Annotated in this window: 15 protein-coding genes; 13 read left to right on the forward strand and 2 right to left on the reverse strand. The window is 66.7% G+C overall.

Annotated elements, in window-relative coordinates; genetic code table 11:
- Window positions 1-242 precede the first annotated feature (242 nt).
- Entirely contained in the window at window positions 243-2201 is a 1959-nt protein-coding gene (locus tag KEG57_RS13255) for an SMI1/KNR4 family protein (RefSeq protein ID WP_272420128.1), read from the forward strand.
- A 35-nt stretch (window positions 2202-2236) separates the two neighbouring features.
- Here the strand turns inward: KEG57_RS13255 and KEG57_RS13260 are convergent, their stop codons facing one another.
- Window positions 2237-2773, reverse strand: a complete 537-nt coding sequence (locus KEG57_RS13260) for a PadR family transcriptional regulator (protein WP_272420129.1) — start codon at window positions 2771-2773, stop codon at window positions 2237-2239.
- A gap of 95 nt (window positions 2774-2868) precedes the next feature.
- On the opposite strand from KEG57_RS13260, the gene KEG57_RS13265 reads away from it, so the two are divergent.
- A complete protein-coding gene (locus KEG57_RS13265) occupies window positions 2869-4356 on the forward strand; it encodes a nitrilase-related carbon-nitrogen hydrolase (protein WP_272420130.1) in 1488 nt (495 codons plus the stop codon).
- Between the two features lie 10 nt (window positions 4357-4366).
- Here the strand turns inward: KEG57_RS13265 and KEG57_RS13270 are convergent, their stop codons facing one another.
- On the reverse strand, window positions 4367-4843 hold the full coding sequence (locus KEG57_RS13270; protein WP_272420131.1) for a VOC family protein: 477 nt from the start codon (window positions 4841-4843) through the stop codon (window positions 4367-4369).
- Here KEG57_RS13270 and KEG57_RS13275 point away from each other — a divergent pair.
- From KEG57_RS13275 to KEG57_RS13325, 11 genes are all read left to right on the forward strand, one after another.
- Window positions 4827-5624, forward strand: a complete 798-nt coding sequence (locus tag KEG57_RS13275; RefSeq protein ID WP_272420132.1) for a DUF6597 domain-containing transcriptional factor — start codon at window positions 4827-4829, stop codon at window positions 5622-5624. The two genes, KEG57_RS13270 and KEG57_RS13275, sit on opposite strands and share 17 nt — an antisense overlap.
- 243 nt (window positions 5625-5867) lie before the next feature.
- Window positions 5868-6698 carry a nucleotidyltransferase domain-containing protein gene (locus tag KEG57_RS13280; protein WP_272420133.1) on the forward strand — a complete coding sequence of 277 codons (831 nt, stop codon included), beginning with the start codon at window positions 5868-5870 and terminating at the stop codon, window positions 6696-6698.
- 52 nt (window positions 6699-6750) lie between these two features.
- Complete coding sequence (locus KEG57_RS13285; protein ID WP_272420134.1) at window positions 6751-9096, forward strand: hypothetical protein; 2346 nt, start codon at window positions 6751-6753, stop codon at window positions 9094-9096.
- Window positions 9097-9117: 21 nt separating this feature from the next.
- Window positions 9118-10455 carry an NHL repeat-containing protein gene (locus KEG57_RS13290; RefSeq protein ID WP_272420135.1) on the forward strand — a complete coding sequence of 446 codons (1338 nt, stop codon included), beginning with the start codon at window positions 9118-9120 and terminating at the stop codon, window positions 10453-10455.
- 92 nt (window positions 10456-10547) lie between these two features.
- Window positions 10548-11432: an AraC family transcriptional regulator gene (locus KEG57_RS13295; protein ID WP_272420136.1), complete on the forward strand. Its 885-nt coding sequence runs from the start codon at window positions 10548-10550 to the stop codon at window positions 11430-11432.
- Between the two features lie 148 nt (window positions 11433-11580).
- The gene (locus KEG57_RS13300) at window positions 11581-12315 is read left to right on the forward strand and encodes an SDR family oxidoreductase (protein WP_272420137.1); all 735 of its coding nucleotides are present in this window, start codon (window positions 11581-11583) and stop codon (window positions 12313-12315) included.
- A 222-nt stretch (window positions 12316-12537) separates the two neighbouring features.
- The gene (locus tag KEG57_RS13305) at window positions 12538-13248 is read left to right on the forward strand and encodes an SDR family NAD(P)-dependent oxidoreductase (RefSeq protein WP_272420138.1); all 711 of its coding nucleotides are present in this window, start codon (window positions 12538-12540) and stop codon (window positions 13246-13248) included.
- On the forward strand, window positions 13245-13958 hold the full coding sequence (locus tag KEG57_RS13310; RefSeq protein WP_272420139.1) for an SDR family NAD(P)-dependent oxidoreductase: 714 nt from the start codon (window positions 13245-13247) through the stop codon (window positions 13956-13958). Before KEG57_RS13305 ends, KEG57_RS13310 begins: the two co-directional genes overlap by 4 nt.
- A 245-nt stretch (window positions 13959-14203) precedes the next feature.
- On the forward strand, window positions 14204-16123 hold the full coding sequence (locus KEG57_RS13315; RefSeq protein WP_272420140.1) for a glycosyl hydrolase family 8: 1920 nt from the start codon (window positions 14204-14206) through the stop codon (window positions 16121-16123).
- A gap of 261 nt (window positions 16124-16384) precedes the next feature.
- Window positions 16385-21160 (forward strand): WD40 domain-containing protein, encoded by a 4776-nt coding sequence (locus tag KEG57_RS13320; protein WP_272420141.1) that lies wholly within the window; start codon window positions 16385-16387, stop codon window positions 21158-21160.
- A gap of 11 nt (window positions 21161-21171) precedes the next feature.
- Window positions 21172-26010 carry a WD40 domain-containing protein gene (locus tag KEG57_RS13325; RefSeq protein WP_272420142.1) on the forward strand — a complete coding sequence of 1613 codons (4839 nt, stop codon included), beginning with the start codon at window positions 21172-21174 and terminating at the stop codon, window positions 26008-26010.

The following is a 26010-nucleotide window of genomic DNA, read 5'->3' on the forward strand; positions in this document are numbered from 1 at the left end:
GCACTCCAGCACGCTCGGGTCGCGATGGGCCGACCTTTCGCGTGCCCTTCGCTTTGCTCTTCTCCTTCGTCGTACTGGCCATTCCGGTGCCAGGTGCACTCGGAGCTGCCTCATCCCATCTAGCACGATTCGCGCAGGATGGATGCGAGCCTACCGGGGTTTGTCAGAGTCGAATTCCTTTGCAAAGGACACCACGAGGAGGTAGATGCCGGCAGTTCCAGAAGACATACCGGAGGACCACCATGGCTGAGAGCCCGCGAGAACCCTACGACGCCATCGTGACGAGCATTGACGACGTGCCGGTTGCACGCGTCACAGCGGACGCTCTCATGCGCCTGCCCGCGCACACGCGCGCGTGGCCCATCGTCGTGTCGGCCGAAGACGTGCAAAGCGCGGTGGAACAGGCCGTCGCGGGACTGACCGTCGTTCCGCTCTACGAGGGAAAAACCATCGAGGGACTCTCGGACGCCGAGTCCGCGGACCTTCGGGAGATGGCCTCCACCGTCATCCGTCTGCTCTCCGCCGAGCTGGCGTCGGGGATTTATCGAACGAAACACACGTACGCGTACATCACCGGTTCGCTCGTCGCGACGTCGCACGCCGAAGTTCGGAAGCGCCTCGCCGCCGCGGGGCTTCGCATCGCATCCCTCGCCGAGGTGCTCGCGACCCTGCCGCGGGAGCCGGAGAGCAACGAGGCTGCCGTGGCCTCCGTGGGAAAGACGTTCGAGGCGCCGATGCGCGAATATCTCGCGACCGGGGGTCCCATCTCCGAAGAGCTCCGAGACGCGTCGAAGATGCCCTGGCACGCGTATCTCACGAAGGCGGTCGAGCGATGGAATCCCGAGATTTCCGGTCGAATTCTCGATCTCTGGCTCGCCACGCGCGGCGAAGACGTGCTCGGCACCGCGGGGTATCTCCCGCTGGAGGAGGACGCGAAAGCGCCCGAGCTCGGGTTCGACAGGACGCAAGCTCTCGCCGACATGCTCGCGGCGCGTGGGCTCTCGCCCGTCCTTTCGGGCCTCACCGCAGCGCGGGCGATGCTCGGGCCGTCGGCGGACTTGCTCTGTGCTCGATGGCTCGCGAACCCGGCATCCTTCTCCGTCGACGCGCTCGGACTCCCGCTTGCGCAGGCCGCACTCGCGGCGGCGGTAGGCACCCTGCTGCGCGCGGCGCCGTCCGTTCGCGCGCGCGTCGAGCCGCTCCTCGCCGAGCACCACCCGGCCTTCGGGCTGGAGGCGTTGAAGCGGCTCCTCGACTACGACGACGGCCATTATGCGAAGCGTCTCGACGACGCGCACCTGGCGACGGCCGCGAACGGCGCGAAGCTCGTCGATCTCCTCAACCTCGCGAGCAAAGTCGATGAGCTACGCGGCACCACGGCCAAAGAGCGCTCCGCGAAATCGTTTGTGCTCGAAGCATGGGGGAAGACGGTCACGACCGGTGCGTTCGCGCAGGGCGTCAGCGATGCGCTCGGACGCCTCGACAAGGGCGTGATCGACAGCCAGGTGGTCTGGGAGGCGCTCACGCGCGGCTTCCAGGATGCGCCGCACGATCCGCTCGGGATCGGCGACGCACCGCCCTTCGCGCTGTATCTCATCGTGCGACAGCTCGCGAAGCCGAAGGGCGCCGCCAAATCGAAGCTCGTCGCGTGGTGCGAGGCGCACCCGAATGGCCTCGGAGCGTACACGGCGACGTTCGCGAAGAAGGTCGGCGACGCGGAGAAGCCCGCGCCGCCACCGTACGATCCTGCCGATCTCGCCGGCCTTCCGTCGGCGCTCGCCAAAGCGTGGAAGTCGGCGCGCGAGAAGAGCTGGAAAGTCGGGGTCCGTCTCCCGGCCGGCGCATCGGCGAAGATTCTCGCCGCCGCCGAAAAGGCGTTCGAGGCGCCTCTGCCCGAGGATGTGCGCTCGTTCTACGTCCTGCACGACGGCGCGGGCGAAGACGAGTGCTTCCGTAGCTGCCGCCTCTACTCCATGGCCGAGGCGCTCGAGGAGCGCGCCATGCTGCGCTCGCTCGCGGACGTGACATCGTTTCCGGCCGAGTGGCTCCCGGTCACCGACGACGGCGCCGGCAATCATGCATGCGTCGTCATGCGCGGGAAAAACGTGGGCGAAGTGTTCGACTTCGACCACGAGACCGGCCCGGGTCGCAGGCTCGCGAAGAGCTTTGCGAGCTTCGTCGAGCGCGGCGACTGGGAGTGAACCACGAGCCGAGCCACGAGACGCTCCTCGCTCCTTCACGCCCGCAGCGCCCGCTCACTCTCTTCCGCCCAGGTTAGCCACGCGCGCTCGCGCGTGATGCCGAGGCGCAGCGTCAGATAGATCAACTTCTTCCACCGCGGCATCTCATCGATCGGCTCCGCATAATACTTCGCCTCGATCGCCTCGAACGTGGCGAGCAGCGCCGCATGGCGTTCGCGCGCGAGCGCAAGCTGGGCGCGCAGATCCTCGATGCCGACGAGTTCGGCCGCGAAAAACTTGATCATCAGCGGGTCGGCGTGACGGGGCGCCTCGGGCGGCTCGCGGAACCAGTCGGCGAAGGCACGCCGGCCTTTCGCCGTGATCGTGTACACCTTCTTGTCCGGCTTGCCCTGCTGCTCGACTTCCTTGAACCGCACGAGCCCCGCCTCGGCGAGCGTCGCGAGCTCGCGGTACACCTGCTGGTGCGTCGCGCGCCAGTAGAAGCCGGCGACCTCGTCGAACTCCTTGGTGATCTCGTAGCCCGTGGCCGGGTGCGTGCCGACGATGGCCAGGATCAAGTGCTTCAGGGACACGGCGAGACTCCTCCGATCGACCTACCTATGCACATGGTTGCATATCCCAACGCTGGATGCTAGGACCTATGCAACACGGTGCATAGGTGGTCACGATGCCTTCGCTGAAGATGCTGTCCTCCGAGCGCATGCGCTGGGCGATCCTCGCCCTCGGCGCGGTGGCGCTCTGCTTCTCGAACGGCGTTCACGCCAACGTCTTCGCCGCTTGGGTCGCGCCGGCCTTCCTGTTGCGCTTCGTGATGATGTCGCCGCCGCTCTCCGGTTTCGCCGCGACGGCGGCCGCGTGTGGCGTCGCCTCCTTCGTCACGTTTCGAGGCGCCATTCCCATGCCGGACGCGGAGTACGCCGTCACGAGCGCGATCTCCGGCATCCTCGGCGCGATTCCTTGCTTGTTGCACCGTCTCGCGGCCCCGCGGCTCGGAGGCGTGCCGGGCTCGCTCGTGTTCCCTACAGCGAGCGTCACGCTTCTCTATGTGACCTCTCTCGGCAGCCCGTTCGGCACGTGGGGGAACGACGCGTACGTCGAGCTCGATTTCCCGCTGCTACCGGAGCTCGCCTCGGTGACGGGGCTGTGGGGCGTCGCGTTCTTCGTCCCGTGGTTCGCCAGCGCGGTGCAGGGGCTTTTCGAATCGCGCGCGCCTCGCGCCAATCCAGCGCTCGTGGCGTTCGGCGTATGCTTGACCCTCGCGCTCGGCTACGGCGCCTGGGCCCGCTACGCGCCTTCGCCCGCGCGTCAAACCGTGCGCGTCGCGGCGCTCAACAATCCTGCTTCCCTGAGCCATCTCTTCTTCGAAGGCTGCCCCGGGCGCGAGGACATCACCTGCCGCACCGAAAACAGCCGCGCACGTCTCGACGCCCTGTTCGCGACGTCCAAAACCGCAGCCCAGAACGGCGCGCGGGTGATCGTCTGGTACGAGGGCGCGGCGCAATACGACGAAGGATTCGAGCCCGAGTTCGTCACGCGCGCACAGGACTTCACCCGCCAGCACGACGTCTACCTCGTCGCCGGCGCCCTCCAGGTCCCCCGGGATCCCGGCGCGCTGATGACCAACAAGGCAATGGTCTTCACGCCCGAGGGCCGCCTCGCGTTCGAATATGTGAAGTCGATTCCCGTGCCTGGCGAGCCCATCGTCGCGGGCAATGGCCAGGTGCAAACGCTCGACACGCCGTACGGACGCATCGGCGTGATCATCTGCTTCGACGCCGATTTCCCCGCGCTCGGTCGCCAGGCTGCGCTGCGGGGCGTCGATCTGCTGCTCGTGCCAGCCAACGATTGGCGCGCGATCACGCCGCTGCACGGAGAGATGACGGTGTTCCGCGCGATCGAGGGTGGCTTCAGTCTCATGCGGGCGGCGAGCAACGGTTTGTCGGTCGCAACCGACGCGCGCGGCGTGCGCCTCGGGTCGAACGATTCTTTCGCGTCGCCGGGCACCGTCCTGTACGCCGACATGCCGATCGCGGGCCACGTGACCGTGCACGCCAAATACGGCGACTTCTTCGCTTACCTCTGCGCGCTTTCTCTCGCAGCCCTCATGGCCGGCGCGATCTGGTCGGCGCGGCGGCGCGTGTCACAAGCTCGGTGATGTACCCGCTTCAGTCCACCGGCAAAAACTCCGCATTGTAGACCACCTCCCACAAGTGCCCGTCCGGGTCTTCGAAGTAGCCGGCATAGCCGCCCCAGAACGTCTTTTGCGCCGGCTTCACGATGCGGGCGCCGGCTCGGGCCGCCTGGGCCATCACGTCGTCCACCTCCTGCTCGCTGCGCACGTTGTGGCCGATCGTGAAGTCGGCGGCGGGCCGGGCTTGGGGTCGGGCCATGCCGGTGTCGTGGGCCATGTCCTCGCGCGACCAGAGCGCGAGCCTCAGGCCTGACTGCAGGTCGAAGAAGGCGACGGCGCCGTGCTCGAACTCGCGGCCCATGATGCCTTGCGTGGGCAGGCCGAGGCCGTCACGGTAAAAGGCGAGGGACTTCTCCAGGTCATCCACGCACACGGTGAGGACCGAAATTCTGGGCTTCATGCCGCCCATCTTTCCTCCGATGACGAGCCCCGTCTTGAACAAAACGGACACGCGCGCGGACTCGGTGGATCTGGCCCAGGCCACTGGCCACTATGCCGAGGCGCCGGTGCCGCCGGCGCTGCGCGAGGTGTTCGCCTGCCGGTGGATCCACCGCATGCCGGCGCATGACGCGGCGCCGGTGCTGGTGGTGCCCGATGGCTGCATGGATCTGCAATTCATGCATGACGGGCGACTGCGCGTGGCCGGGCCCGACCGCGAGCCGCAGACCGAGGTCCTGCCGGCCGGTGCGGTGGTGGTAGGCTACCGTTTTCGCCCGGGCGCGGCGGCGGCGTGGCTTGGCGTGCCGGCGCATGTGCTGCTGAACCAGCGCGTCGCGCTGAACGATCTATGGGGCAACGCCAAGGCGGCTCGATGGGCGGTGGACGACCTCGCTGCCCTGGAGCAGCGGCTCGCAGCCCATCGGCCGCACACCTTTCGGATCGACGCGTCGATGGACGAAGCTTTTCGCCTGCTCCGCGGAGCAGACGCGCCGCCGGGCGAGCCGCTGGTTCGCTGGCTTTGCGATCGGCTCTCGCTTTGCGAACGCACCTTGCGCCGGCGCTTCGACGATCACTTCGGTTATGGGCCCAAGACGCTGGACAGGATTCTACGATATCAGCGCTTTCTGCGGCTCGTACGTAGGAAACCACCCGCATCGATGGCCGCGTGGGCCGCCGAGGCCGGTTATGCCGACCAGCCTCACCTGGTGCGCGAAAGCCGACGCCTTGCCCGCCGCACGCCGGGCGACGTGCTGGCGGCGATGCTCGGTGATGGCCGAGCAGCTCGACGATGACACCCCCTGTGGATGAAGCCGAGAGACCCCTCCCCTCCCCGCATCTGCGCGCCGGACTCCCATGAGATCATCTTATACCGCATTCGGTATGCCCCTACCTCATGAGCGCTTCACTGGCGTGTCATCGATGCATTATCACTTTGTTCTGGTTTGAGAGCCGTCCCAAGACGGCTCCGGGGCGTTGAGCCGGGCCGCATGGCAAACGTTGCGACGGGACCCGCTTGGTGCCATCATCATCCACAAATGATGGACGATCCGGTTCTTGTCCGTGTGGTCGAAGCGCTCCGGGCCGTCGAAAACCTGTCCGCGCTCGTACTCGGCGGCTCACGCGCGCGGGGAACGGCCGGGCCCAAGTCCGACTACGACATCGGCCTCTACTACGAGCCGAATGCGCCATTGCAAGTAGAGGCCCTGCGCTCGGCCGTCGCACCGCTGGTGGACGACCCTTCCTCGACGGTGACCCAGATCGGCGAATGGGGCCCTTGGATCAACGGAGGCGGCTGGCTCAGCATCGGCGGCGTCGAGGTCGATCTCCTCTACCGCGACCTCGGCGGCGTGCGCGCCGCCATCGCCGACGCGCGGCAGGGCCGCTTCTCGATGAACTACCAAACGGGGCACCCCCACGGGTTCTGCTCGACCATCTGGATGGGCGAAGTCGCAATTTGCCGGCCGCTCCTCGATCCATTCGGCCTCATCGCCGAGCTGAAGAGCCAAACGTGGCCGTATCCGGAGGCGCTGAAGGACGCGCTGATCACCCGCTTCGGCTGGGAGGTGGGCTTCGCCATCGAAAATGCCGAGATAGCGGCCAGGCGCGCCGAGCGCACGCACATCGCGGGCTGCGCCTACCGGGCGCTGTGCTGCGCGGCCCAGGTGCTGTTTGCCCTGAACGGCCGCTACCTGATCAACGAAAAGGGCGCCGTCGCCGAAGCCGCGACCTACCCGATCACGATCGAGGGCTTGGCCGAGACGGAGGCCGCGATCTGGAGGGACATCGGCGGCGGGGATCACGAGCGCGCGCTGGACCGCTTGCGCGCCATGTCCGCAAGCCTGCGCGCCATCCTTCAGCGAGCGTGAATGAAGGGGTGCCCCCCGCCCCCGCCCGAGGACGTGCTAGGGTCCGCCCCCCATGGATACCCATGCCGCGTTGCACGACGCCCTTGCCGAGTTTTTCGGGGTCTTTTCATCGAATTTTCTCCAAGGACAGCGAGACGTCCCCCCGTTCACTGCGAGGCTCGTGGGGGCGTCGATCGAAGTGCCCCTCAAGGTCGGCGAAGGCGAGCCGATCGTCCTCCGCCAGCGGGGCTCCGCCCTCTACCTCCTCGCCGGACGGTTCTGGGCCGCGGCCCGCGCGAGCGAGGGGCACGGCCAGCGTTGCCTGCTGCCGACGCTCACCCCCTATCCCCTCAGCTTCTCGACGCAATGGAAGAACTGGCAGGACCTCCAACAGGCGGCGCTGCCCGCGGTGGGCCGAATCGCGTTGGCGCTTGATAACGATGCGCACGAAGAGGCGGTCCTCCTCGTCCGGCACATCCTCGACGTCGACGCCGGCTATTGGCTCGAGCTCGAGCGCGCCGTGCCAAACGAGCTTCGGAAGGAGGTGCTCGCGAAGCTGTCCGAACTCAAGGAGCGGACCCATTCGACCTCCTCGCTCGGCGGCCACCTGAAAGTGCTTGCGTCTCATACCGGGAGCAGCGATCCGCGCGAGCGCCTCTTCGTGGCCAAGCATTATCGATACACCACGAAACACCTCTCGAGCGACAATCACCTCACGTTCCTCAAAAACATCCAGCCTGCGCTCGAGGCGTGGCTGAAAGAAGAGGACGGCGCCATCTTCGAAACGGCGGTCGGGATCGCCGAGATGCTCGGGTACAAGCTGTTCGAGCGCGGCGCCTACGCCGAGGCCGAGCCCTTGCTGTCGGCGGCGCTCGACGCGGGGATTGCCGGCGCGGAGCTCTTGCGCGCTCGCTGGGAATGCCGGCTCTACCGCGGCGATGAGCGCGCCGCCGCGGAGGATTGGCGCGCGGCCGAGCCGATCGACGACCCGGCGCAAGGGCTCTCGCTCGGCTTCTTTTATCGGGGCGACCGGCAGGATCGAAAGGCGATAGGGCTCGGGCGGGTGGCGCGATCCCTCGGGAAGCTCGCGAGCGGGGAAGACCCGTGCCGCGACCGGCCGAAAACCAAAAAAGCCAAGGCCATCTCCGAGACAGAGCGTTCGTCGCACCTCGCGAGGGCGCGCGTGTTCGCCGACGACGCGGTTGCCCTCGTCGACGAGCGCGCTCGAGGCGACGAGGCGCGCGCCCGCGCCGGCCAGGGAGTCACGGATCGCGGCTTCGAGACGCGCATCTTCGCCGCGCGGGCCTTGGTCCGCGAAGGATTGGGAGACACCGCCGGCGCGCTCGACGATTATCGCCGGGCGCGGACGCTCGCCACCGCCGCCGGGCTTTCCTGGCAAGGCGACCTCCATGGAGACGACATCCGGCGCCTCGAGGGTGCGGGCAAGGGCAAGGAGAATGGAGGCGCGATCCCGGAGAGCTTCGACCCCAAATGGTTCCTCGCGAGCGAGCGCGGCGACGACGAACGCAGCCGAGCGGCCGCCGTCTGGTGCGCAGAGCCCTGGCGGGTGGTCCCCGACGCTCGCCAGCGCGGCACGTCGATTCCGATCGCCTTCGCTTTGGTCAAGGCCATCGTCGATCACTCGGCGGCCCTGTGGAAGCTCGGCGAGGCGGACGGCGTGAAACTGCCTGATCGGCTCGAATTCGTGCAGCGGGCCCGGCCGCTCCTCGATCGTTATGCCGACCGGCGCGACGCCGACCGTCTGGAAAGCGTCCTCGACGACGCGCACGAGATCGCGTTCGATGTCTTTCCCCGCCATGAAAAGGCCGAGCGTGCGCCTTTCTTCGTTTTCCTGCGCGCCATCGGCGACGCCGAGACGATCGACGAGGCGCGTGTCCTCTCCGCGCTCGACGACGACGCGTGGAGCCGCTTGCGGCGGCATCTCGAGGCCAAGCTCGACGAGCTCGACCCGCTGCGTGACGTCTTCGATGCGACCGTGCGCACCGGCGCGCCCATGGATGCGGTCGTCGCGGCGCTTGCCGCCTACCAAGAGCTCTTCCGGAACGATTGGGGATCCTTCGCCACGCCGCGGCCGGCCTGGGAGAAGCTCGCCAAGCCGCTCGAGCGGGCGGACGGCGCGAAGCTCGCCCCGGCGCTGATCGAATTCATCCGCCGCGAACAATCCGTGCCTGGTCATTACGGCCTGACGCGCCTGCCGGCGAAGTCCCTCTGGCCGCTCTTCTACGCATGGCACCCCTCGACCGAGGCATTCCTGCTCGAGGCGCTCGCGGGGAAACTCGACCATGGAAAGAGCCTCTCCGCGACGCAACGCAAGACGCGCCACGAATGCCTCACCTGGTTTGCCAACGAGAAGAAGCTCGCCAAGCTCGGCGCGGCGCTGGCGAAGAGACGCCGGTAGCAGGGACAGTCGATTTTTCCCGTGATGGAGGAGGACGTGCGTCCCTTGTCTTCATGGGACCCGCGAAAAAACGCGAGCACCGCGGACCGTTCTCCGGCAAGGTGCGTGTTTAGAGGTCCCCGGAGCAGCATTGTCCCTGCGGCTCGGGAAAACGTCTCGTTCTTTCACCACGAAACAGAGGTCCTTTTTATGAACATCGTTCATCGAGGAACGTCCGGCGGGATCCTCATCGCCGCGCTGGCGACGCTCATGGCGTGCGGCGGCGGCAGCAGCGACCCCGGCGCCGGTGGCTCGGGCGGCACCGGCGGCACCGGCGGCGCTGGCGGAATGGGTGCCGGGGGCAGCGCCGGCATGGGCGGCGGTGGGGGCGACATGCCCGACGCGGGGCCCGATGCATCGACGGGTGGAGGCACGCCCGGCGGCACCGTCGAAGTGCTCGCGGGCGCGGTGGGCGAGGCGGGAAACGTCAATGGCCCCAAGGGCACCTCCCGGCTCCGCGATGTCGGAGGGATGGTCTATATCGCGCCGACGCTTTATGTCGCCGACCGCCGTGATGCCATCCACAAAATCGATGTGAACACCGGCGTCATGACCACCGCCCCCAACGACGACGGCATAGACGCCGAGTTCTTTCAGCCGATCGCGCTGGCGACCGGCGGCGGGAACTCGCTCTACGTGCTCCAGGGGCTCAAGACCATGAATGGCGTCGTGGGGCAGGTCTCTCGGTACAACGTGGGGAGCGGCGTCATCGAGTCTGAGATCACGCCCGATTCTTACCAGGATCTCCCTTATGAGCTGATCAACCCGGTGCCCTTCGCGGTCGAGCCGTCCGGGAATGTCCTCGTCGGGGAGAAGGCGCGCGTCTCGCCTTCGACGCTCATGGTCTCGGATATCGGGATCCGGGAGGTCTGGGGCACGAGCGCGACGCTGACCGCGTGGGTGCCGGCGAATGGCACGACGTACACGGTGCATCGATTGCCATCGTTCGTGCTCGAGAGCGATCTCGCCGCCAAGACCTGGAAGCTCGTCGCCGGCACCGACATGAACCAGGCCGAGCCGGCCGCCGACGGCCCCAAGGAAACGGCGCGATTCTCCAATCGTGCTGGCGGCGCGACCTATGACGGCAATGGGCACCTCTACGTCGCTGACACCAACGCGAACGCCGTACGCAAGGTGGATCTGGCGACTGGAGCGATCACCACCGTCATCGGCGAGCTCTCGCCCGTCGGAACCATCGTGACCGGCGACCTGAAAACAGCGCGTTTGCACCACCCGCAATGGGTGACGTGGCTCGGCGACGGCAAGCTCGCCATCGGCTGCCCCGAGGATTTCGTCGTGCTGATCGCCAGCGGCCTCTGACGGAGTCGCGCCTTCTCTTTACGGCATCACGGGCTGCAGTACAATCGGAGGCTTAAACGTCCATCCCGGTCACGCAGCGCGGAGCCCGATTCATGACGAACCTCAGCCCCAGCCTGCACGCCCACCGTCACCTGCGCGCCGCGATGACCCTGTCGAGCTGGGAGGCGGGCTGGCGCTCGCTCCTGCTGCGCGGGTACGTCGATCCGCCCGAGGTCGAGGAGTTCAAAACGCCGGCCACGGCCGATCATCTCATCGTGCTCGTCACGGGCGGCGCCTGCGACATCGAGGTGCGTTATGGCGGACACTGGCAGTCGATGCATTACGAGCCGGGTCACATCGGCATGACCGCCCCCGGCCAGGAGGCGACGCTCCGCTGGCACGGCCAGACCACGCACAGCACGCTGCAACTGCACCTGCCCACGCCGACGCTCCAGCGCGTATTCAGCGATCTCTCCGCCGGTGATCCCGAACGACTCGAGATGCCGAGTATGCTGGGGAGCGTCGATCCGCTCGTGGAGCAGATCATGCTCGGCCTCGCGCGCGCCCTTTCGGCCGGCGTGCCCGATCTTTATGCGGAATCGGCCGGCGAGCTTTTGGCCGCGCACCTTTTGGTCCACCACGCACGTCGGCCGGCGCCGCGACCGGTGACCGCGCGCGATACGCTGCGGCTGCGTCGGGTCGAAGCGTTCATGCGCGAGCACCTCGGCGAACCGCTCTCCCTGGAGACGCTCGCGGAGCAAGCGGGCGTGAGCCGCTTCCATTTGCTGCGGCTGTTCAAACGCGCGAACGGGGAGACGCCGTTCGCCCGCCTGACGCGGCTGCGCATCGAGGAGGCGCAGTCCCTCCTCGCGCGCGGCCGCCAGTCGGTGACGGAGATCGCGCTCGCCTGCGGCTATCAGAATCCGGCGCACTTCGCCTCCGCATTCCGCCGGCTGGTCGGCGTGTCCCCCACAGACTATCGGCGCAGCGCCCGCTAGCCGGTCCTCTCGCGCGCGTCGTGCCGGCGGGCTCACGCATGGCAATCACGCGGTGCTCCACGGCAATCCTGCGAATGCCCCCGTGCGCGTGCGGACGTAGAATCCTCTCGTCGAGACGTGACAAGCGCTCGATCAGGAGAAGGACGACATGGCAACCGAGAGAGTGGCGATCGTGACGGGTGCGTCTCGCGGCATTGGCGAGGCGGTCGCGAAGCGTCTGGCGCGGGACGGCTTCAGCGTCACCATCAACTACGCCGGCGAGGCGGCGGCCGCCGAGGCGCTTGCGCAGTCCATCGAAGCGGCGGGCGGCCGCGCGCGGGCCATCCAGGCGGACGTGAGCGATCCGGCCGCGGTGCGCGCGCTGTTCGACGCGACGGAGGCGGCGTTCGGCGGCGTCGACGTGCTGGTGAACAACGCCGGCATCATGGTGCTCGGCGCGATCGCCGACGTCGATGATGCGACGTTCGCGCGGCAGGTGGCCATCAATCTCCAGGGCACGTTCAACACGCTGCGCGAAGCTGCGCGGCGTCTGCGAAGTGGCGGCCGCATCATCAACTTCTCCTCGAGCGTGGTCGGCCTGCTCCAGCCGACCTACGGCGTGTACGCGGCGACCAAGGCGGGCGTGGAGGCGCTGACCAGCATCCTGGCCAAGGAGCTGCGCGGCCGCAACATCTGCGTCAACGCGATTGCACCGGGCCCGACCGCGACGCGACTGTTCCTCGACGGCAAGTCGCAGGAGGCGATCGATCGGCTCGCGAAGCTCGCGCCGCTGGAGCGGCTCGGGCAGCCGGAGGACATCGCGGCGGCGGTCTCGTTCCTCGCGGGGCCGGATGGGGCGTGGATCAACGGGCAAACGCTGCGCGCCAATGGCGGGATCATCTGAAGGAGGACAACCGATTGCCCGCTCTCCAGCACGTGCGAGACCATGGAAGGCCACGGCGAACCGGTGTTGCTCATGGCCCCCAAGCAGCTACGGATCGTGCGACGCTCGTTTGGGAAAAAGGCGCGCCGAGGAATCCGCCCAACGCTTCATCGAAGCGTGAAGCTGACGCCACCGGAACTCGATTGACGTGGACGCCCACGCGTGGTAACGCGTCTTCCCTTCATGTTACCCGGAATTCGAGACAAAGTCGCCATCGTCACTGGACATCGCAGTGGTATCGGCAAAGCGGTGGCGTCGTTGCTCAAGGAGCACGGCGCGCGTGTTCACGGCTTCGACCTCCCCGACGTCGACCTGCGTGATCTCAAGGCCATCGACGCCCACGTGACGCGCGTCGCCACGCTCGAGGGGCGGATCGACATTCTCGTCAACAATGCCGGCGTCACGCACCTCGGCAACCTCGTGGACACGTCGCTCGAGGCGATCGACGACGTGCTCACCGTGAACCTCAAGGCGCCCTTCCTGCTCATGCAATCCGTGATTCCCATCATGTTGCAGAATGGCGGCGGCGCGATCGTCAACAACGCGAGTGATCAGGCCTTCATCGGCAAGCGCGACAGCGCGATTTACGGCGCGTCGAAGGCGGCCATCGCGCAGCTCACGAAGAGCGCTGCCCTCGACTGGGGCCCCCGCGGCATTCGCGTCAACTGCGTCGCGCCGGGCAGCACCGATACCCCGATGCTGCGCCAGGTGCTCTCCGTGCTCTCCGAACGAATGAAGGTGACGAGCGACGACGTCTACAAGGCCGCCGTCCCGCTCGGCCGTTTCGCGGATCCGAGCGAGATCGCCTGGGCCATCACGTTCCTCGCCTCGGACGCGGCGTCTTTCATGACGGGCGTCGTCATGCCCGTCGACGGCGGCGGGGTGGCGCAATGAGCGCGCGTGTCGCCCTCGTCACGGGCGCGTCGAGGGGAATCGGCGCGGCCCTCGTCGAGCGATTTCACGAAGGAGGGTTTTCCGTCGCGGCCCTCGCGCGATCCCGCGTGGATTCACCTCACGCGGCGGAGAGCTACGTTTGCGACGTCAGCGACGCGGGCGCGGTCGCGGCGACCGTACGCGCCGTCCTCGCGCGCTTCGGTCGTATCGACGTGCTTGTGAACAACGCGGGGCTCGCCGGGGCAAACTCCCTCGATCCCGAGGGCGACGACGCGTTCTGGCACCAGGTCCTCGCGGTCAACCTGAATGGCACCTATTACCTGTGCAAGCAGGTGCTTCCTCACCTGCCCGATGGGGCTGGGCGGATCATCAATATCTCGTCGGTGCTGGGGCTCAAGGGCGCGCCGGATCAAACGGCGTACACCGCGGCCAAACACGGCGTGATTGGCTTCACGCGGGCCCTCGCGCTGCACGCCGCTCCGCGCCGCATCACCGTCAATGCGATTTGCCCCGGCTGGACACGCACGGCAATGGCCGAAGGCCGCATGCGCGAGCTCGGCCTGGACGAGGCGGCGCTGGGGAAAAGCGTGCCCCTCGGCCGCATGATCGAGCCACGCGAGGTGGCGAACCTGGCGTTCCATCTGGCGTCGGAAGATTCCGCCGGTATCACGGGGCAGGCCATCGTGATTGATGGAGGGGCCCTCGTTTAGGCCCTGGGACGAACTCCGTCGACGAATCCGGTTCGAAGTCTACGGGAAGAGCGCTCTCGCACGTCGCAGGGGTGATCGATCCGATCACCCTGCGATCGAGCGGATCGCAGGCCTCTCGCGGGGCCGCTGACGATCCCCTCGAATCCCCGGTGCTCTTGAGGGCTTTGGGCATGGCACGAGAGCTGCTCAGGCTCCGCGGCACGACGCCGGCCCGGAGCGGGCCGCCCGAGCCCAAGGAGCCTCCCATGAAGACGAATCGTGCCCTCTTCCACCTCGTGACGTGCAGCCTCCTCGCGGCGACCACGGCGATCGGCTGCGGCGATATGGATGCGACCGAGCTCGACGAGGACGTGTGGGAGGCCGAGAGCCTGCTCATGGCGCCGAGCCAGGCCGACGCCGACAGCGCAATCAACAGCGCTTACAGCGCGTGGAAGACCAAATACGTCACGTCCTCGGGAGCGGGCGGCTTCCTGCGCGTGCAGCGGCCCGAGAACGCGAACGATACCGTCTCGGAGGGCATCGCGTACGGCATGATCCTCGCAGCATACCTGGGCGACAAACCCACGTTCGACGGCCTGTGGAGTTATGCGAAGAGTCATCTCGACGGCAATGGGCTCATGCACTGGCAGATCAACGCGAGCAACTCGGTCATCGGCTGGAACGCGGCCACCGACTCGGACGAGGACATGGCGCTCGCGCTCATCGTGGCGGAAAAGGCCTGGGGCGCGGCGTACGGGGTCGAGGCGAAGACGCTGCTCGGGCGCATTCTGCAGCACGAGGTGGAGAGCGGGACGAACGTGCTCAAGCCCGGCGACGCGTGGGGCGGCTCCTCCGTGACGAACCCGAGTTATTTCGCGCCCGGCTATTACAGGGCATTCAAGGCCTACACGGGCGATGCGCGGTGGGAGAGCGTGGCGGCGTCGTGTTATCAGATCATCGCGAACCTGAATGCGAGCACGGGCGCGGGCAACACGGGCCTCTTGCCCGACTGGACGACCGCGGCGGGCGGTCAGGCCTCGGGGATGGGCTTCGATTACAGATACGACGCGGCGCGCGTACCGTGGCGCCTCGCGGTCGACGCGGTCTGGTACGGGACGCCGCAGGCGATCGCGCAGCTCGACAAGCTGAACACGTTCTGGAAGGGCGTGGGCGTCGGGAACATCAAAGACGGGTATACCGTGTCCGGGAACCTCATCGGGCAATGGCACAACGCGACGTTCGTCGGAATGGCGGCGGCCGGGGCGGCCGTGTCGCCCGACGCGGCCTTCAAGGCGGCGATGTGGAACGAGACGAAGAATTTCCAGAGCGAGAATTATTATAACGACTCGCTCCGCGTGCTCGCGCTTCTTTTCATGGGCGACCGAATGCCGAACCCGGTCGGCGGGAGCACGCCGCCGCCTTCGCAGAACGCGGCGCCCTCGGTGAGCGTCACGGCCCCCTCGAACGGCGGCTCGTTCACGACACCCGCGAGCATTTCGATCCAGGCGACGGCGAGCGACAGCGACGGGACGGTGAGCAAGGTGGAGTTCTTCGCGGGCGCGGTGAAACTCGGGGAGGACACGACGGCCCCGTACGCGTATACGTGGAGCAACGTCGCGGCAGGCTCGTACGCGATCACGGCAAAGGCGACCGACAATGCGGGCGCGACGACGACGTCGAGCGTGGTGGCCGTGACGGTGAATGACCCTGGCCAGCCGCCGGTCGGGGGCGGTTCGCTGTCGGTGCAGTACAGGGCGGGGGACACGAACGCGAGCGATAACCAGATCAGGCCTCATCTCAATATCGTGAATACCGGGGCGAGCAGCGTGCCGCTGAGCGAGCTCAAGATCCGGTACTGGTACACGAGCGACGGCGCGAACGGGCAGCAGTCGGCATGTGATTACGCGGTGGTAGGAAGCTCGAACGTGACGCGGCAATTCTCGGCGGTGAGCCCCGCGCGGACCGGGGCCGACACGTACGCCGAGGTGGGCTTCACGGCGGCGGCGGGGAGCGTCCCGGCAGGCGGGCAGAGCGGTGAGATTCAGCTTCGGTTCAACAAGGACAACTGGTCCAATTACAACGAGGCGAATGATTACTCGTGCGATCCGGCGAAGACGAGCTTCGCAAATCACACGAAGGTGACGCTCTACAGGAACGGCGCGCTCGTGTGGGGGACGGAGCCGTAATCACGCGCGTTCCCGCTCCTGTCAGCAGCGAATGCTGCCACGCGACCGCTCGGCGACGAGCAGGGTACGTACCTACGGCCCCCTGCTCGTCGATGCCCTCGAGCACGCAGAACGTCCCATCCCCGCCAAGCTGAACGCCCCTCGGGCGTTGATTGCGCTTCCCTCGCTCGCACAGGCTTAGTACGCTTCCGCGATGGCGCGCGGGGAGTCGCCCGAGGTTCGTCGCGAGCCGAGCGAGGCTTCTCCATCATGCCCATCGCCATGCCCTCCAAGATTCGCATCCTCTTCCTCGGAGCGAACCCTTCCGATACCACACGCTTGGCGCTGGGGCGCGAGGTCCGCGAGATCACGCAGCGCCTTCGCGCAACGCACGAGGGCGAGCGCTTCGAGATCGTGCAGGAGTGGGCCGTTCGCGTCAGCGATCTTCAAGCGGCGCTGCTTCGGCACAGGCCGCAGATCGTCCACTTCTCCGGGCATGGTCGAGGCGCCCTTGGCGATCGATCCCCCGATTCGGTCCGCGTCGGCCGGGAGATGTTGCCCGCCGACGAGCCGCGCGCGGAGGATCTCGATGGCGAGATCCTGGTCGAGGACGATGCGGGCAGAGCCAAGCCGATCCCTGCGTCTGCATTGGCAAACCTGTTCGGGATCATGGGCGGTGTTCGTTGTGTCGTGCTGAACGCCTGCCATTCTGCCGCGCAGGCGGAGGCGATCCAGCAGCACGTGGATGCCGTGATCGGCATGAGCCGCAAGATCGAGGATGCAGCGGCCATCAACTTCGCGTGGGCGTTTTATCAGGGGCTCGGGTTCGGGGAGTCGCTGAGCAATGCATTCGAGCTGGGCAAGAACCAGATCGAGCTCGCCGGATTCGGGGATGGTGAGGTCCCGAGGCTCCTGACACGAGAGGTCCCGAGCCGTGCAGGCGTTGTCGTGGCCGACGCGCGTCCCAGGGCGAGCCGCGACGTGGAGGAGGAGCGCGTCGATCCGTTCCTCGCGAGTGTCGAGCGCGTGGCACGCTTGCGTCACGCGGGGGCGCGCATCACGCGGCACGAGGGGCCCGCGCCATGGGCGGGCACGCTCGACATCGAAGTGCAGGAAGGAGCGATCTTCGAGCTTCGTGTCGTCGGCGCCGTCGACAGGCCGATCACGGAAGAGCTTTTGACGCAATATATCAAAGAGGTGGTGCAGCCGCTCCGGCAGCGCGATCCCTACGGGGGAAAACCCACGCTGGTTCACGCGGGTGCGTCCGCCGCTTATGCCTTTCAGATGGAGGCAGCTCGCCGAGGTGTGCTCCTCAAGAGCTTCTCCGAGTACCAGGGTCTTCTCGATTTCACACGTTACCTCGAACGACAAACGGAGCGCCTGGAGAGCGACGGCATTTATCCCCCGTGGCTTTACGTCGATCAGCCCGCGCGCGTGAGCCTCGCGGGGGCTCGCGAGGAGAGGCGGGTCGAGAGCGCGCTCGCGACTTTGTGGCAGGAGCTCGACACGCCCCTCCATCCGCGGTTTGCCCTCGTGCTGGGCGATTTCGGGGCCGGCAAGACGTTCCTTCTCCACGAGCTCGCGCGCCGCATGGCGACGGAGAAGCATCCGCTCGTCCCGGTGCTCGTCGAGATGAGCAAGCTCGAGAAGGCGCAGACGCTGAAGACCTTGCTCGCGCAGCATTTCGCGGCGGCGGACATGGCCGGCTTCGATTTCGATGCGTTCCAGTACATGCTCGCCGAGGGGCGGATCGCGCTCCTGTTCGACGGCTTCGACGAGCTCGCGTTGCGGCTGCCCTACGACCGAGCGGTGCAGCATTTCGAGACGGTCTTGCAGGCGGCGCACGGGCTCGCGAAGGTGGTCGTGACGAGCCGGCGGCAGCATTTTCTGACGGATCACGACGTCAAACGCGCCCTGGCGGAGCAGGCGGAGCGGACGCAGGGGTATCGGTTTTTCCTTCTCGATCGATTCGAGGAGCCGCAGATCCGCCGATTCTTGCAGAACACGCTGCGAGATCCGGTGGAGGCCGACGCGCGTTACCGGCAGCTCGACAACGTGAAGGACCTGCTCGGGCTCTCGCACAACCCGCGCATGCTTGGGTTCATCGCGAAGATCGACAAGCAGAAGCTCCGGCGGGCGGAGGAGAACGACGAGGAGGTCACGGCGGCGAAGCTCTACGAGTGGCTCGTCGATCAATGGCTCGATTTCGAGTACGAGCGGGCAAACCCGCCAGGCGCGCCGCGGGGCGTGTCGCGCAAGGCGCTGCGAACCGTGATGTCCGATCTCGCGCTGCTCTTGTGGGATCGGCCCGTCAAGACGGTCGAGATTCAAGAGATTCGCGAGTGCGTGGTGTCCAGGATGCGGGCGCTCGGCGAGCCGGTGCTCGATGCGGGCATTCTGGAGCATCTCTTCGGGTCGGGGTCGCTCTTCGTGCGGGATCGGGACGGTGTTTTTCAATTCGTCCACCGCTCCGTGCTGGAGTGGCTCGTCGCGGAGGTGGCGGCGCGGGACGTCGTGAGGAAAGGGGATTCGAGCGCGCTCGCGCTGGACGAGATGAGCGAGCTCATGGCGGATTTCTTCGCCTCGATGGTGGGGAAAGACGCCGCGCTGGATTGGGCGTCGGGCAAGCTGTCGGGCGCGGCCGAGGGGCATGCCAAGAAAAACGCGGCGCTCTTGCTGAAGCGAATCGAGAAGACCTGGGGGCCGCTGCCGGAGGTGGATGTCCCGGTGACGCTGGACCTCGTAGGCCAGGATTTGCGGGGCGGGGACTATTCGGGGGTCGATTGGAGCGAGGCGAACCTGGCGGGGGCGGATCTGCAGGGCGCGACGCTCGTTGGGGCGAAGTTGTGGGGGGCGTCGCTGGCCTACGCCGACCTGTCTCGAGCGGATCTGCGGGGCGCAGATCTTTCGAGGGTGGACCTCACGGCGGCGGATCTATCGTTCGTCCGAGCGGTGGGCGCGGATTTGACGATGGCGGGGCCCATCGAACCGGCGCGGTGGCGGGGGGCCAATCTGCTCCGGGCAAAGGGAATCCAGAACGAATGGCTGGAACCGCTGATCGCGGAAGGCGCCGTTCCGCCATCTTTGCGGCAGGTCGAGCCCATGTGGCTCTCCGCTTCCCGGTGCTCGAGCGTCGCGTTCTGTGCGGATGGCAATATGCTTGCCGCGGGGCACGTCGATGGGACGGTATGGCTCGTGGATGCGAGGAGAGGAAAGGTGCTGCGGGTCTTGCTCGGCCACACCGGAGAGGCGCGATCCGTGGCGTTCTCCGCGGATTGCAAGAGGATCGCGTCAGGCTCGTCCGACACGACCATTCGGGTCTGGGACGTCGCGACCGGCCGCATTTCGAGTATCCTCGAAGGGCACGTGGGTGCGGTGAACAGCGTCGTCTTCGCCGCTGACGACGAGGTGCTCGTCTCCGGCTCCGAGGACAAGAGCATTCGTCTCTGGGATGTCGACGCGGGGCGCCAGATGGGCGTCTTTCAATGGCTTCGAGGGGCGGTCACGAGCTTGGCTCTCTCGCCGGATGGGAAAACCCTCGCCTCCGGTTCGTCCGACAAACTCATCGGGTTGTGGGATTTCGTGACGATCGGGTCGAGCACCATGATCGCCGCTCTCCGGGGGCACACGGATGTCGTCCGGAGCGTCGCGTTCGCGCCCGATGGCAAGACGCTCGCCTCGGGTTCGGCTGACAAGACCATTCGACTCTGGGACGTCGAGACGAGGCGCACCGTATCCATTCTCCACGGGCATGCAAAAGCGGTCACGAGCGTCGCATTTGCCCCTGATGGCAAGAATCTCGCGTCGGGTTCGTCCGACCATACCGCTCGGCTTTGGAACAGTCATACCGGACGCGAGACGGGTCGCATCGTGGATCATGAAAATTCGGTCATGAGCGTCGCTTTTGCGCCCGATGGCACGAGGTTCGCCGTCGGCTCGTGGGATACGACCCTCCGGCTGTGGGACGTTCGGACGGGGCGCCCGATACACGTCTTCGAGCGGCGTCCGCATTCGGTGACGAGCGTCGCGTTCGCGCCCGACGGCAAGACCCTCGCATCCGGTTCGGACGACCGGACGGTTCGGCTCTGGGATCTGGAGACGGGGCGCCGTCTTCGTACCCTCGAAGGGCACCTTTTATCGGTGACGAGCGTCGCGTTCGCGCCCGATGGCAGGACCCTGGCGTCGGTCTCGGGCGACAACCTCATTCGACTGTGGGACGTCAAAACGGAAGGGGTCTTCCGCGCCCTCGTGGGACACGGCAACGTCGTGACGAGCGTCGCGTTTTCCCCGGATGGAATGACGCTCGCCACGGGCTCCCATGACGACTCCGTGCGGCTCTGGGACGTCGCCACGGGTCGTGAAATCCGCACGTTCCAGAGTCATGAAGGGCCGGTGACGAGCGTCGCCTTTGCGCCGGATGGCAGGACGCTGGCCTCGAGCTCGAGTGACTTGACCATTCTTCTTTGGGATCTCTTGAGGAGACAGACGATACGCATCTTCGCGGGGCATAAGGATGTCGTGACGAGCGTCGCCTTTGCTCCGGATGGCAAGGCGCTCGTCTCCGCTTCCCAGGACAAGACGGTGCGGTTGTGGGACGTCTCGGCAGGACTCGAAGCCCGGATCTTGGAGGGGCACACGGATTTCGTGACGAGCGTCGCATTCACGCCCGACGGCCAGACGATCGCCTCCGGTTCGGCAGACAATACGCTCAGGCTCTGGGATGTCGGGACCGGTCGAGCCATAGGTATTTTGAAGCGGCACGCGTCTCCGGTGACGAGCGTCGCGTTCTCCCCTGACGGCCGAACCCTCGCCTCTGCCTCCGCAGACGGCACCATTCACCTCTGGGACCCGTCCACGGCCCGCTGCATCGCCATTCTCCTCACCACCCCTGAAGGCTGGGTCGCCTTCACCCCCGATGGCCGCTACAAGCTCGGCGGCGACATCGGCGGCTCCTTCTGGCACGTCGCGGGCCTGTGCCGATTCGAACCCGGCGAGATCGACCCATACCTCGATCTCCGCCTCCGAGACCGCACGAGTATCCTCCCCGCCAAACCCTGACGGGTCCCATCATGACCATCGCGATGCCCTCCAAGATTCGGATCCTCTTCCTCGGAGCGAACCCTTCCGATACCACACGCTTGGCGCTGGAGCGGGAGGTCCGCGAGATCACGCAGCGCCTTCACGGAACACCCAAGGGCGAGCGTTTCGAGATCATGCAGGCGTGGGCCGTTCGTGTCAGCGATCTTCAAGCGGAGCTGCTTCGGCACAGGCCGCAGATCGTCCATTTCTCCGGGCACGGTCGAGGCGACCGGAGCAGTCGCTCCCTCGATTCGGTCGACGTCCGCCGGGAGATGTTGCCCGCCGACGAGCCGCGCGCGGAGGATCTCGATGGCGAAATCCTGGTCGAGGACGATGCGGGCAGAGCCAAACCGATCCCGGCGTCTGCATTGGCAAACCTGTTCCGGATCGTGGGCGGTGTCCGTTGCGTCGTGCTGAACGCCTGCCATTCTGCCGCGCAGGCGGAGGCGATCCGGCAACACGTGGATGCCGTGGTCGGCATGAGCCGCACGATCGAGGATGCGGCGGCCATCAACTTCGCGTGGGCGTTTTATCAGGGGCTCGGGTTCGGGGAGACGCTGAGCAATGCGTTCGAACTGGGCAAGAACCAGATCGAGCTCTCCGGATTCGGGGATGGGGAGGTCCCAAGGTTCCTGACCCGCAAGGCCCCGAGTATGCCCAGCAATTCCGGCGCCGCCGACTCCGTACCAGCTCCACATTCGTATGACGGGCCGGTTTCGAGGCGTGCCATGGGTCGCGAGGAGGATATCGTCGATCCTTTCCTCGCGCGTGTCGAGCGCATTGCGAAGCTGCGCCACCCGGGCGCGCGGATCACGCGCGGAGATACGCCTCCGCCGTTCGCGGGCGTGCTCGAAGTCGAGGTCGATGCTGGCGGTTTTTTCCGGGTGAGCCTCGTCGCCGCGCTGGACCACGAGATCACGGAGGAGCTCGCGGCGCGTTTTTCCGCGGAGATTGACGGGCCCTTCCGCCGGGACCATCCGCTGCTCCGCTCGACGCTGGTGCATCGGGGCCAGGCCGCGCCCGTCGCCCTGCGCGCAGAGCTCGATCGCCGGGGGATCGAGCTCAAGACGTTCGACGGGTACCAGGGTCTCTTCGACCTCGAACCTTATCTCGCCTGGCAAACGCGCGAGCTCGAGAAAAGCCCGGCGTACATCCCGACCGCTTACGTCGATCCGCCAGCGTGGATCAAGGTCGCGGGCAATCGCGAGCTCCAGCACACCGAGAACGCGCTGCAGTCGATGTGGGATCTGCTCGCGACGCCGGCGCAGCGGCGCTTTTTGCTCGTGCTCGGGGAGTTCGGGGCGGGCAAGACGTTTTTGCTCCGCGAACTCTGCCGGCAGATGGTGAAGGACAAGCACCCCGTTTTGCCCGTGCTGCTCGAAATGAGCAAGCTCGAAAAACAGCACAGCCTCGCGGAGCTCATCGGCGCGCATTTCTCGCGCGCGGACGTATCCGGGTACAACTACAAGGCTTTCGAATACATGCTCGAAGAGGGGCGCGTTGCGCTGTTCTTCGACGGGTTCGACGAGCTTGCGGACAAGGTCACGTACGACAGCGCGACCGGGCACCTCGAAACGGTGCTCTCGGCCGCCCGAGGGCAGGCGAAGGTGGTGCTCTCCAGCCGGCGCCAGCATTTCTTGACGGAGGGCGAGATTCACAAGGCTGTGGAGCGTGAGTTCGCGCGGAAGGCCGAGAGCGCGGTGCAAGGCGGATATCGGCTCGTCATGCTGGAGCCGTTCGGCGAGCCGCAGATCCGAAGGTATCTGCGCAACGTGCTCGCGTCGGCGGAGGCGGCGGACGCCCGGTATCGGTTGATCGACGAGGTGAAGGATCTGCTCGGGCTCTCGCACAATCCGCGCATGCTCTCGTTCATCGCAGAGATTCCGGAGGAGTCGCTGCGGGAGGCGAAGAAAGAATGGGGCGAGATCACCTCGGCGAAGCTCTACGAGCTGCTCGTGAAGCAATGGCTCGACTTCGAGCACGAGCGCTCGCGGCGGCAAGGCTGGTCGAAGGGCATTTCGCGGGAGGCGCTCTCGCGGGGCGTGGCTTCGCTCGCTCTATCCATGTGGCATGCGCGGGTGAAGACGGTTTCGGTGGACGAGATTCACGAAGGGCTCGGGCAGGCACTCGCAGCGCTCGGGGAGCCGGCCTTCGATCCGGCGGTGCTCACGCACGTGTTCGGGTCGGGATCGCTGCTCGTGCGGGACGGGGAGGGTCGGTTCTCGTTCGTGCATCGGTCGGTGATGGAGTGGCTCGTCGCGAAACAAGCGGCCGACGAGCTCGTTCGTGGTCAGGATCCGCCGGCGCTCGTGGTGGACGAGATGAGCGCGCTGATGGCGGATTTCTTCGCGGCGATGGCAGGACGCGAGCACGCTGTAACGTGGGCGCAGGAGAAGATGGCGGGTGCCGACGAGGGCATCAGTCGAAAAAATGCAGCGCTCTTGCTCACGCGAATGAAGGAGCGGTTCGAGCGGGTGAATTTCGAGGGGCAAGATCTCCGCGGGCGAGACTTCTCCGGGGTGGATTGGCGCGGCGCGAACCTTCGTGGGACGGACCTGCGCGGGGCGATGCTGAAGGGAGCTGACTTGCAGGGGGCGTCGCTCGTCGGGGCGGCCCTGTCGCACGCGGACCTGCGAGGCGCGAGCCTCTCGCGGGTGGACCTGACGGAGGCCGATCTCTCGTTCGTCCGGGCGGAAGGCGTCGATCTGTCGATGGCAGGGCCCCTCGACCCGGCTCGATTCCGCGGCGCGAACCTGCTCCAGGCAAAGGGTATCCCGGACGAACGGCACGACGCTTTGCTCCGGGTGGGCGCGGTCCCGCCCGTTCTGCGTCATGTCGAGCCGATGTATGCAGCCGCATCTCCATGCAAGAGCGTCGCCTGGGACCCGTCCGGCTCGATACTCGCGACGGCGCATGGGGATGGCGCAATTTGGCTCGTGGACACGGTCGCGGGCAAGGTCCTGCGTATCCTGTCGGGACACGCCGGTAGAGTCCGCAGCGTCTCATTCTCTCCCGATGGCAAGATGCTCGCCTCCTGCTCGGAGGACAAGACCGTTCGGCTCTGGGACGTCGTGACCGGCCGCGTCCTGCGCGTCCTCGAGGGGCATACGTCGGCTGTGCGAAGCGTCCGGTTTTCCCCCGACGGAGAGACGCTCGTCTCCGGTTCGGACGACACGACCATCAAGCTCTGGAACGTCGCGACCGTTCGTGCTTCACGCACCTTCGTGGGATTCGAAGGGCATACGGCTGCCGTGAGGAGCGTCGCGTTTTCCCCCGATGGCAAGACGCTCGCCTCCGCTTCTAACGACAGGACCGTCCGAATCTGGGATGTCGCCACGGGCCGCGCCCTGCAGGTCTTCAGGGAGCATACGCATGCCGTCTTGAGCGTGACGTTTTCCCCCGACGGCAAGACGCTCGCCTCCAGCTCGGACGACAGCACCGTTCAGCTCTGGGACATCGCGGCCGGCCGTGCCCTGCACGCATTCGAGGGCCAGACGAACGCGCTGTACAGCTCCGCGTTCGAAGGGCATGCGGACGCGGTGTACGCGGCGGCGTTTTCCCCCGATGGAAAGACGCTCGCCTCCGGCTCGCATGACATGACCATTCGGCTCTGGGACGTCACGACGGGCCGCACCCTGCGGACCTTCGAGGGACATACGCATGCGGTGAGAAGCGTCGCCTTTTCCCCGGATGGCAAGACCCTCGCCTCCGGTTCGGACGACAACACGGCTCGGCTCTGGGATGTCGCCACGGGCCGCGCCCTGCGCACCTTCGAGGGGTATGCGCCTTTCGTGCTGAGCGTCGCGTTTTCCCCCGACGGCAAGACGCTCGCCTCCGGTTCGAACGATAAAACCGTTCGGCTATGGGACATCGCCACGGGTCGCTCCCGGCCCCCCTTCGAGGAGCATGCGTCTGCGGTGAAGTGTCTCGCGTTTTCCCCGGATGGCAAGACCCTCGCCTCCGCTTCCTCCGACAGGACGGTTCGGCTCCGGGATGTCGCGACGGGCCGCACCTTGCGTACGTTCGAGGGGCACACGGATGCGGTATACAGCGTCGCGTTTTCCCCCGATGGCAGGACGCTCGCCTCGGCCTCGTATGACAGGACCGTCCGGCTCTGGGACGTCGTGAGTCGCGCCCTGCGGGTCTTCGAGGGGCATGCGCTGGCGGCCTACAGCATCGCGTTTTCCCCCGATGGCAGGACGCTCGCCTCTGGTTCGTCCGACAATACGGTCCGGCTTTGGGACGTCGTGGCGGGCCGCGTCCTGCACGTCTTCGAGGGGCATACATCCGCGGTGCTCGGCGTCGCGTTTTCCCCCGATGGCAGGACGCTCGCGTCCGGTTCGTACGACCATACCGTTCGGCTCTGGGAGGTCGCCACGGGACGCGCCTTGCGCGCATTCGCCCGGGGCGCGGCGGTGAATAGCGTCGCATTCGCCCCCGATGGCAAGCTCCTCGCCTCCGGTTCGGATGACAATACCATTCGACTCTGGGACGTCGCCACGTTCCGCCCCCTGCGGGTCTTCGAGGGGCACGTATCGGCGGTGTTGAGCGTGGGCTTCGCGCCTGATGGCAAGACGCTCGCCTCCGGCTCCTATGACAATAGGGTCCGGCTCTGGGACGTCGAGACGGGCCAATGCCTTGCCATTCTCCTCGCTACCCGTGAAGGCTGGGTCGCCTTCACCCCCGACGGCCGCTACAAGCTTGGCGGCGACATCGCCAGCTCCTTCTGGCACGTCGCCGGCCTCTGCCGATTCGAGCCCGGCGAGCTCGACGAATACCTCGATCTCCGCCTCCCCGACGACGCGCCCTTTCTCCCTGCCAAGGTTTGA

This window comes from Polyangium jinanense (genome assembly GCF_028435365.1).

What these genes read in the sequence shown, in the direction of transcription:
- KEG57_RS13255 (WP_272420128.1), top strand. Translation starts at nt 243, where the DNA reads ATGGCTGAGAGCCCGCGAGAACCCTACGACGCCATCGTGACGAGCATT.
- KEG57_RS13265 (WP_272420130.1), top strand. Translation starts at nt 2,869, where the DNA reads ATGCCTTCGCTGAAGATGCTGTCCTCCGAGCGCATGCGCTGGGCGATC.
- KEG57_RS13280 (WP_272420133.1), top strand. Translation starts at nt 5,868, where the DNA reads ATGATGGACGATCCGGTTCTTGTCCGTGTGGTCGAAGCGCTCCGGGCC.
- KEG57_RS13285 (WP_272420134.1), top strand. Translation starts at nt 6,751, where the DNA reads ATGGATACCCATGCCGCGTTGCACGACGCCCTTGCCGAGTTTTTCGGG.
- KEG57_RS13295 (WP_272420136.1), top strand. Translation starts at nt 10,548, where the DNA reads ATGACGAACCTCAGCCCCAGCCTGCACGCCCACCGTCACCTGCGCGCC.
- KEG57_RS13300 (WP_272420137.1), top strand. Translation starts at nt 11,581, where the DNA reads ATGGCAACCGAGAGAGTGGCGATCGTGACGGGTGCGTCTCGCGGCATT.
- KEG57_RS13305 (WP_272420138.1), top strand. Translation starts at nt 12,538, where the DNA reads ATGTTACCCGGAATTCGAGACAAAGTCGCCATCGTCACTGGACATCGC.
- KEG57_RS13310 (WP_272420139.1), top strand. Translation starts at nt 13,245, where the DNA reads ATGAGCGCGCGTGTCGCCCTCGTCACGGGCGCGTCGAGGGGAATCGGC.
- KEG57_RS13315 (WP_272420140.1), top strand. Translation starts at nt 14,204, where the DNA reads ATGAAGACGAATCGTGCCCTCTTCCACCTCGTGACGTGCAGCCTCCTC.
- KEG57_RS13320 (WP_272420141.1), top strand. Translation starts at nt 16,385, where the DNA reads ATGCCCTCCAAGATTCGCATCCTCTTCCTCGGAGCGAACCCTTCCGAT.
- KEG57_RS13325 (WP_272420142.1), top strand. Translation starts at nt 21,172, where the DNA reads ATGACCATCGCGATGCCCTCCAAGATTCGGATCCTCTTCCTCGGAGCG.